Annotated in this window: 12 protein-coding genes and 1 pseudogene; 3 read left to right on the plus strand and 10 right to left on the minus strand. The window is 59.8% G+C overall.

Going from position 1 to position 15,297, the window contains the following annotated elements:
• Nucleotides 1-37: 37 nt before the first annotated feature.
• The 4 genes and pseudogenes from NW830_RS01275 to NW830_RS01290 form a co-directional block, all read right to left on the minus strand.
• The gene (locus tag NW830_RS01275) at nt 38-1,669 is read right to left on the minus strand and encodes a DUF2254 family protein (RefSeq protein ID WP_414359628.1); all 1,632 of its coding nucleotides are present in this window, start codon (nt 1,667-1,669) and stop codon (nt 38-40) included.
• Between the two features lie 12 nt (nt 1,670-1,681).
• Nucleotides 1,682-3,142, minus strand: coding sequence for a signal recognition particle-docking protein FtsY (ftsY, locus tag NW830_RS01280; protein WP_414359627.1), 1,461 nt, complete (start codon nt 3,140-3,142; stop codon nt 1,682-1,684).
• A 101-nt stretch (nt 3,143-3,243) separates the two neighbouring features.
• A pseudogene (locus NW830_RS01285) lies at nt 3,244-3,989 on the minus strand (formyltetrahydrofolate deformylase); the annotation flags it as partial.
• A 129-nt stretch (nt 3,990-4,118) separates the two neighbouring features.
• Nucleotides 4,119-4,451: a TatA/E family twin arginine-targeting protein translocase gene (locus NW830_RS01290; RefSeq protein WP_414359626.1), complete on the minus strand. Its 333-nt coding sequence runs from the start codon at nt 4,449-4,451 to the stop codon at nt 4,119-4,121.
• Between the two features lie 150 nt (nt 4,452-4,601).
• Between NW830_RS01290 and secA the strand changes: the two genes are divergently transcribed.
• Nucleotides 4,602-7,457: a preprotein translocase subunit SecA gene (gene secA, locus NW830_RS01295; RefSeq protein ID WP_414360056.1), complete on the plus strand. Its 2,856-nt coding sequence runs from the start codon at nt 4,602-4,604 to the stop codon at nt 7,455-7,457.
• An 83-nt stretch (nt 7,458-7,540) separates the two neighbouring features.
• Here the strand turns inward: secA and NW830_RS01300 are convergent, their stop codons facing one another.
• Genes NW830_RS01300 through NW830_RS01315 form a run of 4 tightly spaced genes read right to left on the minus strand, consistent with a single transcriptional unit; the run spans nt 7,541 to nt 12,271 of the window.
• A complete protein-coding gene (locus tag NW830_RS01300) occupies nt 7,541-8,293 on the minus strand; it encodes a PspA/IM30 family protein (protein ID WP_414404519.1) in 753 nt (250 codons plus the stop codon).
• Between the two features lie 31 nt (nt 8,294-8,324).
• Nucleotides 8,325-9,038 carry a polysaccharide deacetylase family protein gene (locus NW830_RS01305; protein WP_414359622.1) on the minus strand — a complete coding sequence of 238 codons (714 nt, stop codon included), beginning with the start codon at nt 9,036-9,038 and terminating at the stop codon, nt 8,325-8,327.
• 51 nt (nt 9,039-9,089) lie between these two features.
• The gene (locus NW830_RS01310; RefSeq protein ID WP_414359621.1) at nt 9,090-11,603 is read right to left on the minus strand and encodes a DUF3656 domain-containing U32 family peptidase; all 2,514 of its coding nucleotides are present in this window, start codon (nt 11,601-11,603) and stop codon (nt 9,090-9,092) included.
• A 44-nt stretch (nt 11,604-11,647) separates the two neighbouring features.
• A complete protein-coding gene (locus NW830_RS01315) occupies nt 11,648-12,271 on the minus strand; it encodes a hypothetical protein (protein ID WP_414359620.1) in 624 nt (207 codons plus the stop codon).
• Nucleotides 12,272-12,421: 150 nt separating this feature from the next.
• On the opposite strand from NW830_RS01315, the gene NW830_RS01320 reads away from it, so the two are divergent.
• A complete protein-coding gene (locus tag NW830_RS01320; RefSeq protein ID WP_414359618.1) occupies nt 12,422-13,405 on the plus strand; it encodes an acetyl-CoA carboxylase carboxyltransferase subunit alpha in 984 nt (327 codons plus the stop codon).
• A 205-nt stretch (nt 13,406-13,610) separates the two neighbouring features.
• A complete protein-coding gene (locus tag NW830_RS01325) occupies nt 13,611-14,045 on the plus strand; it encodes a photosystem I reaction center subunit II PsaD (protein ID WP_414359616.1) in 435 nt (144 codons plus the stop codon).
• A gap of 171 nt (nt 14,046-14,216) precedes the next feature.
• On the opposite strand, the gene NW830_RS01330 is transcribed toward NW830_RS01325, so the two are convergent.
• The gene (locus NW830_RS01330; RefSeq protein WP_414359615.1) at nt 14,217-14,825 is read right to left on the minus strand and encodes a peroxiredoxin; all 609 of its coding nucleotides are present in this window, start codon (nt 14,823-14,825) and stop codon (nt 14,217-14,219) included.
• 102 nt (nt 14,826-14,927) lie between these two features.
• Complete coding sequence (locus NW830_RS01335; protein WP_414359614.1) at nt 14,928-15,194, minus strand: DUF1830 domain-containing protein; 267 nt, start codon at nt 15,192-15,194, stop codon at nt 14,928-14,930.
• Nucleotides 15,195-15,297: the final 103 nt, after the last annotated feature.

The following is a 15,297-nucleotide window of genomic DNA, read 5'->3' on the forward strand; positions in this document are numbered from 1 at the left end:
ACCAGACTAGACTCTGCGGAAAGAGATCTGGCTTTTTTTAGGGAAGCTCCAGGGATCCAGAGGTACTCTCTAGCCCATCTACCAGTGAGGTCAGTCCCTGGAACCAGCCAAAAAACTGCTCGGCATAGGGTTGCAGGGCGGGCTCCAGGTAGTAGAAGTTCTCCCCCCGGTCGGTAAATTCCCAAAACTCTGCCGCCGTAGAGAGCAGCTCCTGGCGGATAATCTGCAGGCGGGCCAAGGGCTCGTGCTGCATGTCCTGATAGATCAGCCTCGCCCAATCCTCCCGGCCACAACTGAGGAAATAGGCTGCCAAGCGGACTTGGGTTTTGCGGATCCCGCGTAGGGTGGCTTCCTGCTGCTCGCTTTCCGGGTCTTGATCTAGGCGCAACAAGACCTGCAGGATGGCCTCTGTTGTTTCCGCTTGCAGCGCACAGCTCAGTTGGGCCAAAACGCCCAGGTCAAAGCCAAAGGTTTCGCAGAGGAAAAAGAGGCCGGCCTTGTAGGCCACCAGGCTGTAGTAGCGAAAATGGCTAACTATCTGCAAAACCAATGCCGGCTGCCGCTGGCGCAAAGCAGCCTCGGCCAGCAGACGGTACTGCTTGAGCAGGTTGTAGCCGCTGCGGATATCTCGTGCGTTGATGACGGCCCGTAGGTAGGTGTTGAAAAACTTGATTACCCACTCCACCAGCCGAAGCTGTTGGCTTTGCAGAGCCCGGATCCCCAGATCCCGTGTGTGGATAGCTACCAGGGTGCTCACCTGGCGCATGCCATTTAGCCCCTCGGCAAACAGAGCCTGATACTGCCGCAGGATCTTCAGCTCCAGCCAGGATCCCTCCGCCTCAATCTGGCTCAATAGCCGCTCATCCACCGAGGCAAAGTCGGGATCCCGCCGCAGCGCGGGGGTCAGGAGAAACCAGGAGCAGGGCAGGTGGGCCTTGTGCTCGGCATAGAATAGCCACAGGGCCTTCAGGCTATCCAAGGCCTCTAGAAGGATAACCCCCTCCTGCTGATGCAGAGCACTGGTGGCGATGGTTTTGATCTCATCTAGAGCCGCCAGGCAGCGCTGCTGGGCTGTCGAGTAAGGCTCTGGCGCAGAGGGGCAGGCCTGCTCGGGGCCCAAAGGTCGTCTGGCAAGTAGGAACTGGGCAGGCCGGGAAGCCAGGGATCTGAGAATCGCCTGCTGTGCCTGCTGTTTGATGCGGCGGACAATCGAAGTTGGCTGCAGGAAGTGAAACACAAAGCGAAAGTAGGGGATCAGTAGCAAAAACGAGGCCGTGCCCAGCAGCAAATTAAGCCCGATCAGCAGTCTTGGATTGTCGAAGAAACCAAGGGCCATCGAGCTCCACAAACTGACCACATTGGCCAGGATGAGAAAAAAGAACAGGTAGAAGTTGACCTTCTCGCGCAAAAATAGCTCGGTGACCTTGGGGGTAAAGCGATCCGCGCTCAACTGCACCACAATCGCCACCACCGAGAGGGTGAAGCCCAGCACCCCCGACAGCACCTGGGCCAAGGTGGCAACAAATTCCTGCAGTGCTCCTGGATCTTGAATTGGCCTGGCCAGCGTCAGCTCCATGCCCGCCTGGAGCCAGTGGGATCCGCCCCAAGCCCACAACAGTCCAGCCGCCACCACTGCAGCGCTCCAGGGCAGAAGTTGACGGCGACGCATGGCCAGGGGGGTTCAATACTCGCTTAGAAGAGCTTCCACAAACTCATAGCTGGAAAAAGGTCGCAGATCCTCTAGCCCCTCGCCGGCACCAATAAAGCGGATGGGCAAGTGCATCTGCTGGGTAATGGCCAGGGCAATCCCCCCTTTGGCAGTGCTGTCGAGCTTGGTGAGGATGACGCCGGTTAGCTTGGCCACTTCGGCAAACACCTGGGCCTGGCGCAGGCCGTTTTGCCCTTGGGTGGCATCCAAAACTAAGAGGCTTTCCACCTTGGCCTCAGGCGCTTTCTTGTCGATGATGCGGCGGATCTTGGCCAGCTCCTCCATCAGGTTTTTCTTGTTTTGTAGCCGGCCTGCTGTATCCACCAGCAGCAACTCGGTGCCTCTGGCCTTGGCGGCTGTAATGGCATCAAACACCACCGCCGCCGGATCGGCATTGGGGGACGGGTTGGCGATCACCTCCACCCCAGCGCGTTCCGCCCAGATCTTGAGCTGCTCGACAGCGGCAGCGCGGAAGGTATCGGCGGCAGCAATTAGACACTGGTAGCCAGACTCGCGGGCCACATGGGCAATTTTGCCAATGGTGGTGGTCTTGCCCACCCCATTCACGCCTACGATCAGCCAAATGTTGAGCGTGCCCCGCTGCGGCGCAAAGGTGGGATCCCCCACTGTCAGCATCTGCCGCAGCTGCTGCTTGAGGTACTTCACCGCCTCCTCTGGGGGTACTACCTCTTCGCGCAGGCGTCTTTGCAGGGCCTGAATGATCTGCTCAGTGGCCTCAACCCCCACATCCGCCTGCAGCAACAATGCCTCAATTTCCTCGACGGCATCCTGGTCGAGAGGGCCGCGGCCCACTAAGGCTTTTAGCTGGTTGATGAGGTTAAGGCGGGTTTTGCCTAGACTTCGCCGCAGCTTTTGCAGCCAGGAGATCTCTTCTACGGAGATCTCTTCGGGTTTGCGCCCTTGGGCCGCCAGGATCTCGGCTGACCAGCGAAAGCCCTCGTCAAAAACCAGCTCTTCTGCGGCTGACTGCGGCGCTGGGGCAGCAGGAGGGGCTACCGCGGCTACACCTCCTGGCTCCGGCTCCTCCATGGCAGTAGCTGCAAGGGCCTGCAGGCGCTCGGCAGCGCGAGGAGCCAGATCAAAAAAGGAAGGTGCAGCAGCCGGCTGGACAGGGGGCGAGGTGGGAGAGACCGCCTCAGTTGCTGCCGCCTCTGGAGCAGAGGGCTGGGATCCCTTACTTGCAGGCGATTCTGGCGCTGGGGCGGCTGGGGAGACAACCTCTGCTTGAGTGGCTTGGGCTGCAGCCCGCGCCTTTAGGTTGGCATAGGCGGCCTTGGCAAAGGCCAAGTAGTCCTCTGGCGACATGGCTGCCGGCTCTGGCGCTGGGGGGGCCGCCAACTCAGGGTCTTGGGGAGAGGATTCTGCTCCACCCTTGGAGTCGGTGTAGCGACGGCGAAACCAATCGAAGGCCATAATCCCACCTCTACTCTTGCTTTCCAGTTTGGCAGAGCAGCTCTCTTTCTGGAGCGCCGCCCTGCTGGGGAAGGGATCCCTTGGAACGGCGCAGCTCCCCTAAGCAACACCACCGGCTTGTTGGGGTAGACCAGCACGCGATTTTCCAGGTGATAGCGCACGGCCCGGGCCAGGACTAGGCGCTCCATGTCGCGGCCCTTGCGAATGAGGTCGGCTACCGTGTTGCGGTGACTCACCCGCACCACTCCTGATCGATGATTGGCCCCCGTCCAGCTCCTCGGGGGCGTAGTGGGCAGTAGCGCCAATGATCTTGACGCCCCGCTGGTGGGCACGCGGGTAGGGGTTGGCACCGGCAAAAGCAGGCAGGTTGATCACCGGCGGCGCCTGGCGAAGCAGCCACCCACTCAAGACCTGCATGTATTTGGCCAGCACCACCAAGTCAATGCGATACTCCTGCAGCATGCTCGGCCTTGTTCTCCGGAGAAACATCGATGCCGAAGGAGCAGTTGGGGTGGTTGCTTCTCCGCCGGCAGCTCCCCAGCCCTCTGCCGCCAGATCAAATCCAACAGACAGTGGGGCTGCTTGCTGGCCCCCACCGCAATGCGCCGGCGGGTGTCGGAAAAATGCAGCTCCCAGTTGGCCTGGATGCCGCGGGCAATGCCGGAGATCGTTCCAGCCGAAAGCCCTCCAAATCCCACTCGAGGCGGCTCAGGAACAGCCCTGCCTCGAGATCCGTGGGGTGGTCGGCGTGAAGAAGGTTGCCGTCGTCGCTGTAGATGAAGTTGGAGAGCTTGGCTACCAGCCCTTTTTGATCGGGACAAGAGACCAACAAAGTGGCCGTGGGCATAAAGGAAACTCAGCCCTTTTACCCTAGGATTTGAACAAGAGCAAGCGGGACAGCAGCCTCAATCCCTGGAACGAAGTATGGCCGCCCCTGCCTAAAAAGGCGAGGGATCTCCAGGTCAAAGCGAGGAAGCTAGGCAGCATCCGCTGTCGGCGGGTTGTTGTCTGCAGGGGCCCCGGGCTCTGCCGCAGCTACCGGTTTTGCAGCTGCCTCGGCGGTGGCGACTGGGTTGGTTTTGGGCGAAGCTGCAGCTGCTGTCTGGGAAGCAGAGGCGCGGGCAGCTTTTTCCAGCTCCTGGGCTTCCTGAGTTAACTGCGTCTCAAACTCTCTAGCAGCATCCTGTAGGCTGCGCAAGGTTTTAGCTAGGGCACGACCCACCTCTGGCAGCTTGCGCGGCCCAAACACCAAGAGGGCCACTGCAAAGATAACCAGCATTTCTGGCAGCCCAATGCCCAAAAAATTCATAGGCCGTAGGATCCCTTCGCTTCCCTAGCCTGACATCTTTTTGCCCTTGGCCGCAAGCACCTCCCTCCTGCCAGAGTTCTAGCCGCCCAAGTCAATGGAAGGGGAATGATAAAATTGCGCTATACCCGTTCTATTGGCCTAGGCTCGCCCATGCTCCAAGCCCTCCAGAAACTCTTCGGGGATCCCAACGAACGCAAGATCCGCAAGTACCTGCCTACTGTCAAGCTAATCAACTCGCTGGAGATTGAGATTGCCTCCCTTTCCGATGCAGAGCTGAGGGCCAAGACCACCGAGTTTCGCCAGCGCCTAGACAGAGGAGAGTCCCTCGACGAGCTCCTGCCCGAGGCGTTTGCGGTGGTGCGGGAGGCGGCCAAGCGGGTTCTTAACTTGCGCCACTACGACGTACAGCTCATTGGCGGCATGGTGCTGCATGAGGGCCAAATTGCCGAGATGAAAACGGGGGAGGGAAAAACCCTAGTTGCCACCCTACCTGCCTACCTAAACGGCTTAACCGGGAAGGGGGTTCACATCGTAACTGTCAACGGCTATTTGGCCCGGCGGGATTCGGAGTGGATGGGCCAGGTGCACCGCTTCCTGGGCCTGACGGTTGGCCTGGTGCAAGAGGGCATGTCCACCGCCGAGAAGCGGCGCAGCTACCACTGCGACATTACCTACTGCACCAACAGCGAGTTGGGCTTTGACTACCTGCGGGACAACATGGCCACCGACATCAGAGAGGTGATGCAGCGGCCCTTTAACTACTGCATCATCGACGAGGTGGACTCCATCCTCATCGACGAGGCGCGCACCCCCTTGATTATCTCTGGCCAGATGGCCCGTCCCTCCGAAAAGTACCTCAAGGCGGCCCAGGTGGCGCGGGAGTTGATCCGGGACGAGCACTACGAGGTGGATGAAAAAGCCCGCAATATCATCCTCACCGACGAAGGTTTTGAAGCTGCTGAGCGCTTACTGGGGGTCTCCGATCTGTTTGATCCCAAGGATCCCTGGGCGCACTTTATCTTTAACGCTGTGAAGGCCAAGGAGCTCTTTATCCGAGATGTCCACTACATCGTCCGCAACCAAGAGGTAGTGATTGTGGACGAGTTCACAGGACGGGTGCTCCCCGGCCGCCGCTGGTCAGATGGACTGCACCAGGCCATTGAAGCCAAAGAGGGGGTGCCCATTCAAAGCGAGAGCCAAACTCTGGCCACCATTACCTACCAAAACCTCTTCCGCCTCTATCCCAAGCTTGCCGGCATGACGGGCACTGCTCGCACGGAGGAGGCGGAGTTTGTCAAAACCTACAACCTCGAAGTTACTGTTATCCCCACTAACCGACCCATTCGCCGCATAGATGCCCCTGACCTGGTGTACAAAACCGAAAACGCTAAGTGGAAGGCGGTGGTTGAGGAAATTGCCTACATGCACGCCCAGGGGCGCCCTGTTTTGGTGGGAACCACCAGCGTGGAAAAATCCGAACGCCTCTCAGCCATGCTTAAGGAAAGGGGGATCCCCCACAACCTCCTCAACGCCAAGCCGGAGAACGTGGAGCGGGAGGCGGAGATCATTGCCCAGGCGGGGCGCAAAGGTGCTGTAACCATTGCTACCAACATGGCTGGGCGAGGCACGGACATCATCCTGGGTGGCAACGCGGAATACATGGCCCGCCTCAAGCTACGGGAACGGCTAATGCCCAAACTGGCGCAGCTGGATCCCGACGACCCCCTGGGATCTGTCCCCATAGTGAGCCGCGGCGGCGGTCAGGGGTTTGGCTCAGCCTCACCCAAGCCGAAAAAATCCTGGACGGTGGTCTCTCCCAACTTTTACCCCTGTGAGCTGTCACCCCGCACTAGCCAGGCCCTGGACGAGGTGGTGGCGGCTGCAGTGGCCAAGTACGGCTTAAACCGCCTGCCGGAGCTGGTGGTGGAAGATCTCATCGCAGTGGCCTCGGAGAAGGCACCCGTGCAGGATCCACTGATTTTGCAACTGCGGGAGGTCTACAACAGCATCAAGGCCGAGTACGAAAAGGTCACGGAGGCCGAGCACGAGGAGGTGGTGCGGCTGGGGGGCTTGCATGTCATTGGTACGGAGCGCCACGAATCCCGACGGATTGACAACCAGCTGCGGGGCCGCGCTGGACGGCAAGGAGACCCCGGCTCCTCGCGCTTTTTCCTCAGCCTGGAGGACAACCTGCTCAAGATCTTCGGCGGCGAGCGGGTGGCCAAGCTCATGGACCTGTTCCGGGTAGATGAAGACATGCCCATTGAGCACCCCCTCCTGTCGAAGAGCTTGGAGAATGCCCAGCGCAAGGTGGAAGTGTACTACTTTGACCTGCGCAAACAGGTATTCGAGTATGACGAGGTTCTCAACAACCAGCGGCGGGCTATCTACTCGGAGCGGCGACGCATCCTGGAAGGGGAGAACCTCAAAACCAAGATCCTCGACTACGTGCGCAAGACCGTTGAGGAGATCGTGCAGGCCCACGTCAACCCTGAGCTGCCCCCAGAAGAGTGGGAAATTGACAAGCTAACCGCCAAGATGCAGGAGTTCATCCCCCTGCTCAAGGAAAACCTCAAGGTCGAGGACTTACGAGATCTCTCCTACCAGGAGATTCTCGACTACCTGATTAAACAGGCGGAGCTGGCCTACGAGGCCAAGGAGGCTTTCTTGGATACGTTTGAGCCAGGCCTGATGCGGAAGGCGGAGCGCTTCTTCCTGCTGCAGCAGGTGGATACCCTCTGGCGGGAGCACCTGCAGCAGATGGAGGCCCTGCGGGAAGCGGTGGGCCTGCGCGGCTATGGCCAACGGGATCCCCTCATCGAATACAAGAACGAGGGCTACGAACTCTTCCTCGAGATGCTGGACAATATCCGCCGCAACACGGTGTACAACCTATTTGTCTTTACCCCTCAAATTGTCCAGGTGCCCCAGGCAGCACCCGTGCAAGCAGTGGCCACCGGTTCCGATACGGGCCAGGTGGTAGAGGCCGATTTTACCCACGAGTAGGCAATGCCACGTAACCTCAGTCTTTCTGGGCAAGAAGAGGGAGGTAGGCTTCAACAGGAGACAGACTGCATCTAGGCAGGGGATCAAGGCCGCTTTTCAAAGTCCAAATCCGGCAAGGGGAGATTGGCGGAGCTGCTCCCTTGGCCAGTGAGCAGGGCTAGGCGGCGGGAGATCTCGTCGTCGAGGGCCATTTCGTCAAGTTGGGCGGCAAGTTGCTCGCTGCGATCCTCGGAGAGCTCGCTGAGGGCGTGAGCCTTGAGCTGGCGAGCTTGGATGGCGTTTTTGGCCGCCTCAAATTGGGACTTAGCCGAGTCGATGCTGTAGGCGTTGTTAACGCGGCTCATCTGCTCAATAGCTTTGTTCACCTCGTAGATGTCCTTGAGGTTGCTCAGCTCGCTCTTGTAGATAGCCAGCCGCTCTTTTTCTCGGGCCAGCTTTTCCTTGGCAGCCTTGACATAGCGCTCAGCAGTTTCCACTTGTTCTTTGAGCGGGCCAAGAGCCGCCTCAATGCGCAGGGCTTGGGCCATAGCTAGGCGAGCGGCCTCCTGATCTCCCCGCTGCATGGCCAGGCGAGCCTTGTTCTCCAGCGCTTGGTACTCCCGCACCTTTTGCATGTACTTTTGCTCGGCCCGCTGGTAGGCAGCTACCTGGGTGGCGACGGCTTCAGTAAGCCGCTGCACGGTCTCCTGCATGGTTCGCAGCGATTCTTCGGCCACCGCCACTGCCTCTGCACCGCCTTTTTCCACTGGGAGCCCCCACAGCCAGTTCCACGTGCCGACGATGAGGCTACCGGCCCGCTGACCAAAAATGCCGTAGATAAGCTTGCGCACGCCCATAGCTTGCCCCTTGCCAATGGCTGACTTCACTTTATTCAATTTCTTCTGGAACTGGGAAGATACCGGTGTAGGGCAGACGGACAAAGTCTAACCCTCGCTCCCGCAGAGCTGGAATTAAGCAGCACACGACCTCGGCCACCTGGGATCCCCCCTGGACGCCGTCGTGGAGCACAATCAGAGAGCCAGGCCGCACTTGGGCCAGCACTCGCTCCACCACCACTGCAACCGGCGGCTCTAGCCAATCTTCGGGCACCACGGTCCACATCACTGGAAAAAATCCCCAGCGATGCAGCTCCACCAGTGTCTGCGGCCAAAACAGGCCGTTAGGGGGGCGCACAGCCCGATATTCTTCTGGGATCCCACCGCAGGCAGCCACCAGGGCGGCTTGGCTGCGCCGCAAGCTGCTATGCAATTCGCTGCGGCTGAGCTGGGTAAAGGAGCGGTGCTGCCAGCCGTGCAGACCAATGCCATGACCCTGTTGGCGAATTTGCCGCACCAGGTGAGGCCAGCGCTGCACCCGTTCCCCCAACACAAAGAAGGTGGCCGGCACCTGAAACTCCTGCAAAACCCGTAAGAGAGCTGGCGTGTGCTGGGGGTGGGGGCCGTCGTCAAAGGTAAGGGCCACCTGCTGCTTCTTAGGATGCGGGGGCAGCTCCCAGAGAGCCTCCGGGAAAAGAGTCTTCAGGCTCCGGTGCAGGAGGGGGTAGAGGGCGGGGGGGAGCATCTGCGGCGGCGAAAAGAGCATGGGCCGGGATCCCGTCACTTTTTGGGTTGCGCTTGGCCGCGCCGTCCCTTGTCAACTTTCCAGAGAACCGCGTGTTACCCCTAGCTGGCTGTGGAGCTTCAGCTGGCGCCACAGTTGAGAGCCACTCATCTGGCCCTGAAGGAGTTGCTGGTAACAACGCAGAGTTTGTTGGATCTCCGCAGGAGACTCCTGGAGGAACTCGATGCGCAGATAGCGCAGCCCCAGATCCAGCAGTTTTTGCACATATTCGGCCCCAGTTTGGGCTTTGCCATTGTAGAGGGTGTTGCGGCAGCCAGCGTCAGCTTTCAAAATGTGCTCAACATTAGCCCTGTCCCTTAGCTTTACCTCGTGTTTTTCGCAGGGGCGGCCACAATTGGTGTAATCCGTGCCGCTCGACAAAAAGGCGCAGAAGACGCAGTGCTCCATGTGAAACAGGGGCATGTGCTGGTGGATGGTAACCTCGTACCAGTGGGCGGGGCCAGCTTGCAGCAGGGATCCCAGTTGCTCGTGGTTGAGGTCATAGGAGGCCGTCAGGCGCTCCAAGGGGTAGCGGCTTTTGAAATAGTGGGCGGTGATGGGGTTGGCCACGTTCAAGGAAAAATCGCCGATGCAGCGCTGGTTGGCAAAAAAGCGCAGGTGGTCGTAGTTGCGCACCAGATAGCCATCGGCTCCTGCTGCCAACACCTGTTTGAGGATCCAGCTTTCTCCCGGCTTGGTAATGCGGGGCGGGGCCACCCACAGCTCCACCTCGGGGTGGGCAGCTTTGGTAGCTCGGATAACTTCCCGGTAGCGGCGGGGATCCTCAAACTCTAGGTAGATCTGGCGGATGCCGCAGGCAATCACTGCCAGCAACTGCTCCGGCTCCCGCACCAGCACCACAAGCTGGGGCGATCCCGGCTCGGCTTGCTCTGGGGGGGGCAGCAGGTCCTGCCAGCGGGCGTTAGGGTTCAGGTGCCAGCGGCGGGGTCGAGCTCGCAGCGCCTGCAGCTGCTCCACGGCTTGGCGCCGCATTTGGTTGAGGACGCTCACCGGCAGCATCACTTTCCCCTTCAGGGCATTGTGCAGGGATCCCAGGCGAAAGGGCGTGCCCCCCAGCCGGCCCAGTTGCTGCTGCAGCTTCTCGTCGGTGAGGGGCTGCCGATAGGCAGGCTGCAAGGGCACGGGGGAGTCCACCTGCACCACGTGGCCCTCTTCGTCGCGCAAAATCAGCGTCAGGGGCAGGCCGGCCTGGCCGTGGACTTCCAGGTGAACGGGGCGTCGGAAGCGGGGCTGATCCCCGGCGTAGCTCTGGCGCAGGCGTTTCTCCAGCTCTGGGTCACTGGTTTTCCAGAGGCGATCCCCCACCCGTAGGCGTTTGCAGTCAATTGCCCCCGGAGCAAAGCTAAGCCAGGCCAACCCCTGCTGCTCTTGCACACGGTAGACTCGCCCCCCCTGCTCCGGCAGCTCCGGCTCCCCCTGGTCAAACACCACCCCATCCCCTACCTTGAGGGGGGCCTCTAGGCGCACCCCCACCTGCTCCCCTTGGATCCTCACCACCTGTCCTAGATAGACTCCCCGCTTTTTGCCAAAACGGGCATGCACCAGCTCTTGGTTGTTGATACCCCGCAGCCAGCCGGTATACAGCCCGCGGGAAAAGCTCATCTCCAGCTCATACCACTCCTGAGCTGAGGGCTGCCACGCCTGCCCTGCCCCCAAGGCGTCTAAGGCCCGCCGATAGATGCGCGTTACATTGGCTACATATTCCGGCGATTTCAGGCGGCCCTCAATTTTCAGGCAGTGGATCCCTAGCTTGACCAGCTCCGGCAGCACCTCCAACCCCGCCAGATCCTGGGGGCTAAGCAGATACCGCTTCTCCCCGAGATCACGCCGGATCCCGTCCACTACCAACTCATAGGGCAGGCGGCAGGCCTGGGCACACTCCCCGCGGTTGGCCGAGCGTCTCCCCAGGGCCTCGCTGGTTAGACATTGCCCCGAATAGGCCACGCACAAAGACCCATGCACGAAGACCTCCAAAGCAATGGGGGATCCCTTCTCCTCCAGATGAGCGCGGATCTTGGCTATTTCCTTGAGGGAACACTCCCGCGCCAGCACCACCACCTCACAGCCCAGCTCGGCGGCAAACTCAGCTCCCACGCCACTGGTAATGGTCATCTGCGTCGAGGCGTGGAGGGGGAGATCAGGAGAAAGATGCCGAACCAGCCGCGCAATGCCAACATCCTGCACAATGACGGCGTCTACCCCTGCTGCCGTCATGGCGCGGATGTACCGTTCCGCCTCCTCCAGCTCCTCTGGGAAGACCAAAGTATTCAAGGTTACATAGCCCCGTACCCCGCGCTGGTGCAGCCAGGCCATCAGCTCCGGTAAATCCGCCTCCGTGAAGTTACGGGCGCGCAGGCGGGCGTTGAACCGTTCCAGTCCAAAATAGATGGCATCGGCGCCGTTTTCCACAGCCGCCTTGGCACACTCCCAATCCCCTGCCGGTGCCAGCAGTAGGGGCAGCCGAGTTGGCAAAGACCGGTCTCCGCGGCCACCGATTGGCCCCCCATCTCTTGCAACAGGTGTCATAGGAAAAAACCTGCCAGAACAAGGGATCCTTTCCTAATTCAAAATCAAAAACCCCCAGGAAGGATCCCCCTGGCTCTTTGCTCCCCTAGCTGGGTGGCTGCTACCTTCCGCCTATAAGGAACTCCCTGCCCTAGCCCTGGCTTTTGGGCAGTAGCAGGTCCTGCGAGGGGGCCTGGCTGCTTTTGAGGGAAAGCAGGGGGCAGATCCAAGGCTGGGTTTTCCAGCCGCGTCAGCTCCCAGCGATAGGGATGCCGCCGCCAGTGCAACAGGAAGGGCTGCTCCCGTGTCCAGTTGGCCAGGGGGCCGCCCGCTTCCTCGATCACAAACCAGAAGGTGGCCTGGCCCTGACGATGGGGATCCCTTGGTTCAGGCTGCACCTGGATTGCTTGGGGCTGGAGACGCAGATGCCAAAATTGGCTGAAGATCTCACGGCCGTAGGCCGGGGCCTGCTGTTTATCCAAGCCCCAACCATCGCGGTAGCTCTCAGCCACCAAGTTCTCCACCTGGGCCCAGTCCCGCCCTTCGATAGCTTGCAGGAGCCTTTGCGTATGGACGCGGATCTGGCCCTCAGGCGGAATGGAGTGCCAGAAGGCAACCCCTGCGCTGGCCAGGACGACGGCTCCCCCCACCGCCCAGCGCAGCGGAAGGGGGGCAGAGGAGGAAGACACAGGTTTGAAGAGAGCTAGAAGAATGCCATCTCTAGCTTAAAGAGTTTGGATGTGAGAAGATAGCGCTACGCGCCGCCAAATCAAGTTCTGGCTCTGGAAGCCGGGGCAAGCTGTAGTAGCCGCCGCACCTTGCTCCTGACGCAAATGACTATGACCAAACCCACTGACCGCCTGCTGCTGGAGTTTGAGCAGCCTGTTGCTGCTCTAGAACAGCGTATCCAGGAAATTCGGGCCTTGGCCGAAGAAAACGACATCGACGCCTCCGAGCAGATTCGCCAGTTGGAGGCCAAAGCTGAGGAGCTGCGCCGCGAGATTTTCAGCCATCTGACGCCGGTGGAACGGCTGCAGGTAGCTCGACATCCCCGCCGTCCCACCACCTTGGACTATGTGCAGACCATCTGCGACGACTGGTTTGAGCTGCACGGGGATCGCCACGGCCAAGACGATCCGGCCATTGTCGGGGGCCTAGCCAAGCTGGGGGATCAGCCGGTGATGATCCTCGGCCACCAAAAGGGCCGCGACACCAAAGACAACATCCACCGCAACTTCGGCATGCCCAATCCTGCTGGCTACCGCAAGGCCCTGCGGCTGATGGAACATGCCCACCGCTTTGGCCTGCCGCTGTTGACCTTCATCGACACGCCGGGGGCCTACCCAGGGGTTAAGGCAGAGGCTGAGGGTCAGGGGGAGGCCATTGCCACCAACCTGCAGACTCTGTTTCGGCTGGAGATCCCCATCATCTGCACTGTGATTGGCGAAGGGGGATCCGGGGGGGCTTTGGCCATTGGAGTGGGCAACCGCGTCTTGATGTTTGAACATGCGGTCTATTCGGTGATCTCGCCGGAGGGCTGTGCCGCCATCCTTTGGAAAGATGCCAAAAAAGCCCCCCAGGCGGCAGCCGCCCTGCGCATCACTGCCCAGGATCTGTTGCAACTGGAAGTCATTGATGAGATCCTGCCAGAGCCGGTTGGCGGCGCCCACCGTGCCCCTCTGGAGGCTGCTCAAACCCTCAAAGAGGCTCTTCTAAGGCATCTCAGGGAACTTTCCAGGCTCAGCGGGCGGGAGTTGCGGGAAGAGCGCTACCAAAAGTTTCGCCGCATGGGAGCTTTTCTGGAGTTGGCCCAGGGGAGTTAGACCGGGGGGCTCTCCAGTCTGCCTCCCGGCTGGCTTAGCAGGTGCAGTGGGAGCTCTCCCCAGTGGAACTGGCTCTGCTACGAAAAATTACAGTTCCTAGCCAGTTCTAAGGTCAAAGATTAAGTCAATGGTAGATTCAAAGTGCTGCGCGTCATCAACTGCAAGCGCGGCTTAAACACCACCAACCACAACGAGAAGGGAGGCTATGGCTGTGATGCAAGGCGATCCCCGGCAAGGAGCCAAGCTGCCCCTGTTTGGGGGATCTACTGGAGGGCTGTTAAGCGCAGCCGAAACCGAAGAAAAATACGTAATCACCTGGACCGGCAAGCCAGGGCAAGTGTTTGAAATGCCCACCGGCGGGGCAGCTGAGATGGTGGAGGGCAAAAACTATCTCACCTTTGCCCGCAAGGAGCAGTGCCTAGCGCTGGGGGCCCAGCTGCGCTCTGAATACAAAATCAACGACTACCAGATCTTCCGCATTCCGGCCGGGGGAGAGCCGGAGCTGGTGCATCCCAAAGATGGCGTCTTCCCCGAAAAAGTCAACGAGGGGCGCCAGCCCATTGGCAAGGTGGATCACAGTATCGGCAAAAACCGCGAGCCAGTTACCTACAAGTTCACCAACGGCAAACCCTGGGACTAATTCCAGCAACCTTTGTCCCCTCCCATCCCCTGAGCTGGGCAGGGGATTTCTATCCGCAGCGGGTTTTGGAGCAGCTAGCCGTTTCCCCTGCCTACGTGGGGCAAAAAAGCTCCGGCTTACCCAGCGCCGGAGCTGCATCCCCCGAGTCCCTGAGGCGGGTTGGGGAGGTGTTTACTTGGCAATCGCCGCAAAGAACTCCTTGGATTTGACTGGGTCGGGCTTCAGGGTTCTCTGACCAGGCTGCCAGTTGGCCGGGCAAACTTCATCGGGGTGAGACTGGACATACTGAATAGCCTGCAGGGTGCGCAGGGTTTCATCCACACTGCGGCCAAAAGCCAAGTTGTTGATGGTAGCGTGCTGGATGATCCCTTCCTTGTCGATGATAAACAGGCCACGCAGCGCCACTCCTGTGGCAGGGTCCAGAACATTGTAGGCGGCGCTGATTTCTTTTTTCAGGTCGGAGACCAGCGGATACCTTAGCTCGCCCACCCCGCCAGCTTTGCGCTCAGTTTGGATCCAGGCCAGGTGAGAGTACTCGCTATCCACCGAGACGCCGAGGATCTCTGTGTCCAGCTTGGCAAACTCGTCGTAGCGATCGCTAAAAGCCGTGATCTCGGTTGGGCAGACGAAGGTGAAGTCTAAGGGGTAGAAAAACAGCACCACGTATTTCTTGCCCCTGTAGTCGGAGAGCCTTATCGTCTTAAATTCCATGTCGTAGACGGCAGTGGCCGAAAAATCAGGAGCGGGCTGGCCCACCCGCAGACATCCTTGCTGAGACATAGGTTGACCCTCCTTCCGGTAAGATGCAAATGTAAACTAAAGCTAAGATACCATACTCATAATGAGTTTGTCTTACCGGTCGGGCAAGCTAAAGCAACCCCTTCACACAGCATCTGCCAGAGTATTCCGAGGGGGCAGGTAGGGGTGGGCTTCGGCTTCAGGAAGCGAAGAATCCAGCAAGCAGCGACAGGGGCGGCGCTCTTCCAAGATGGTGGTGGCCCAGCAGCAGCTGTAAACTTCTAGGTAGTCGTCGGGTTCTGCCTCGAAAATGGCATACTGGCCGGGGAAGAGGGTGCGCTCCCAGTGGCCAGGGATGGTCCGGATGACTTGAACCTGCTCAGAGCGGTTGACAAAAATGTATCTTTTCATTGCTTTTTTTAATTCCCTTAAGAAAAACTTATTGCCTTTAAAACAGGCTATCATCCTTGATCCCCGGCCGACAATAGCCAACACTTGGGACGGGGATCGCTCT

It is taken from the genome of Synechococcus sp. OH30 (assembly GCF_047462175.1).
In the GTDB taxonomy this organism is placed as follows: domain Bacteria; phylum Cyanobacteriota; class Cyanobacteriia; order Thermostichales; family Thermostichaceae; genus Thermostichus.